We start from the raw sequence: 2,801 nt of genomic DNA, 5'->3' as shown, positions 1-2,801 counted from the left end.
CTCGCGCCACGGCATCAGGCACGAATCCTACGCACCCGCTTTCGGCGCGACCCCAAGGCCTACCTCGCCGAGCTGGAGCAGAAAGCCTGCCAGCCAGCTTTGCCAGCCTAGAAAAAAAGCATGACCGGGACTGGGGACGACCTCGCATGAGATACCCGGGCTCCGAGAAGCTCGAGATCATCCGCCTGGTTGAGCAATCCCATTTGCCGGTGCGCCGGACCCCGGAGCGCCTCGGCATCCCACCGGCAACCTTTTACCGCTGGTACGAACGCTACCAGACCGGCGGGCCGGAGGCGTTGGCTGACAAGCCGTCCCGGCCCGACCGGGTCTGGAACCGTATCCCAGACGACGTGCGCGGCCGGGTTATCGACCTGGCGCTGGTCGAACCCGAGCTGTCGCCGCGTGAGTTGGCGGTGCGCTTCACCGACCGTGAGCGCTACTTCGTCTCCGAGGCATCTGTCTATCGCCTGCTCAAGGCACACGACCTGATCACCAGCCCAGCCTTCATCGTGGTCAAGGCGGCCGACGAGTTCCACACCAAGACCAACGCGCCAAACCAGCTCTGGCAGACCGATTTCACCTACCTCAAGGTCATCGGCTGGGGTTGGTTCTATCTTTCCACCGTGCTGGACGACTTCTCCCGCTACGTGATCGCCTGGAAGCTTTGCGCGACCAAGGCGGCGAGCGACGTCACCGACACGCTGGAACTCGCGCTCACCGCGTCAGGCTGCACGCAGGCGCGTGTGTGCCACAGGCCGCGGCTGCTGTCCGACAATGGGCCGAGCTATATCTCCGGTGACCTGGCCGATTGGCTTGCCAGCCAAAGGATGGAGCACATCCGCGGCGCACACTGCCACCCGCAGACCCAGGGCAAGATCGAGCGCTGGCACCAGACGCTGAAGGACCGCATCCTGCTCGAGCACTCTTACCTGCCCGGCAAACTCGAGGCGTGGGTCGAAGCCTTCATCGATCACTATAATCACCGGCGCGTTCAAGAGAGCCTCGGCAATCTCACGCTCGCCGATGTCTGCTTCGGCCGCGGACAAGCCATCCTGTCCGAACGTGAACGCATCAAGCGACAGACCATCCAACAACGCCGCTTGCTGCATCAGCAGCAGGCCGCATAACCTCCAACCCCGATGAGCCAGAGCCTCCGCTAGGAAGATGTCGCGCCTGTCCCAAAGCGTTCGACGACGGACATGCTGGTAGAAAAGCAACCAGAAAGAAAATCAGCTTAGCCTTCGGAAATTCGCAGGCGGAGAGCCCGTATCAGCGCGGACGGGAGGTGTGTCATGCAGGGCAAGACGCGGCCTTTGGCCCTGATTGTCGAGGATGAGGTGCTACTCGCCTTGGCCGTCGAGGATCTCCTTGCAGCCGAAGGCTTCGATACCCTCTGTGCTACGAGCGAGGGACAGGTCCTGGCCCTGATCCCGGCTGCAGGGCTACTTGCGGTAGCCGTGGTCGACTTACGCCTAGGTCGAGACTTGGCAGGCCAGCACATCATCCAAACCCTGCGCATGCGAATCCCAGACCTGCCGGTGGTGGTGGTCACCGGCTTCGGACACGACGCGCCACAGGCGGATTTGCGCGGCTTGGGCTGGCCCACGGTGCGGCTTCCCAAGCCGGCTGGCCATGACGCGCTTGCCATTGCTGTGCGGGACGTCGTCGAACAGGCCCGCACGGGCCGACGGCCTAATGGTGGTCGCCGCATAACTGATTAGCCAGCGTAGCAGGCCGGGGTGACGCCAAACACCAGCGGACTACTTCGCACGGCATGAGCCTGCCCCCCCAACTAGCTGCCGCTGCCTGCGAAGCCAAAGATGTCCGCCGAAGAACGGCGCGCCCGGTAAGAGGAGCGGCGGGCGTCCATTCGGTTGCGAATGGCAATCGGCCGGGAGCTGGACGGCCGCGACATCACCACGCCGGCTGCGATCGGCGAAGCCCTCGGCGTGCCGGCGGCCGAGGCGACCAGCCTGCTGAACTGGCATCAATGGCGAGAAGGAGATGTGGCTTTGCTGGAGGCAGCGGCGGCGCGGTTGGGGATGAAGGTGGGGAGCCGCTGATGGCCACCCTCACGTGGTGGATGATGGTTGTGCTTCTCGCCACCTTGGGCCTCACCATCATTGTCGCTGCAATGGCCAGTTCCGCGTAAGTCGGATCACCGTCTCGCTATATCATTTCGCTCTCGTGAATTTAACCCATTTCGATGCGCGTCTTATACAACTTTACGGCTTCTCGTTGTGATCGGGAGGCAGCAATGCGGGAAGTAGTCACCACTCGCACTCGCATAGGGGCCACGATAATGCTCATCGTCGTAGCAGCAGGCGCGGTCCCAGTGGCAGCTCTCTCATTAATAGTGCTACCGTTCAAGTTTTATCAAAAATTTTTATTAAATCGACAATATAGTTATCTAATAAGATCAGAAAATTCGAAAGGAAAGTTCCGTTCTAAAACGGAATATACAAATACCAAAGCAATTGATTGCAATATTATACAATGTTTTGGTCTCAGTGTCTTGGGCAACTGTGCTAGCGCTATTTTCTGAATGCGTTGCTGCGCTACTGCCCATCTATAACCCCAGTGTCCGTCCGGGAACAAGCGGCCGCTTCTCAGTGACTTACAATCAGACCGCGCGCGAACTCGCCATAGTAGCCCATGGCCGGCACGGGGACGCGCAGGTTCAGCCGCCGGTAAGAGGGGCAAAACCTGTGGCGGCGGCGCGGTTTGCCCTTCTCAGGGGTCGGCTGTTCTGATTCCCTTGGGCGCATGGTCCCGCCCGCCGACCCTGACACGCTGTCGCT

The 2,801-nt window shown here is 61.0% G+C and carries 3 protein-coding genes; all 3 read left to right on the top strand.

The genetic code is table 11. From position 1 onward, the window contains the following. On the top strand, nt 1-1,127 hold a 1,127-nt coding region (locus E2C06_RS36025; RefSeq protein ID WP_370451533.1), incomplete at its 5' end, for an IS3 family transposase. A gap of 165 nt (nt 1,128-1,292) precedes the next feature. Next, complete coding sequence (locus tag E2C06_RS36020; protein ID WP_133293327.1) at nt 1,293-1,721, top strand: response regulator; 429 nt, start codon at nt 1,293-1,295, stop codon at nt 1,719-1,721. A 159-nt stretch (nt 1,722-1,880) separates the two neighbouring features. Further along, nucleotides 1,881-2,063 (top strand): hypothetical protein, encoded by a 183-nt coding sequence (locus E2C06_RS36015; protein WP_133293326.1) that lies wholly within the window; start codon nt 1,881-1,883, stop codon nt 2,061-2,063. Nucleotides 2,064-2,801 lie beyond the last annotated feature (738 nt).

The sequence above is a fragment of the Dankookia rubra genome (assembly GCF_004355005.1).
Taxonomy (GTDB): Bacteria; Pseudomonadota; Alphaproteobacteria; order Acetobacterales; family Acetobacteraceae; genus Paracraurococcus; species Paracraurococcus ruber_A.
This window is presented reverse-complemented; position numbering and strand designations above follow the sequence as displayed.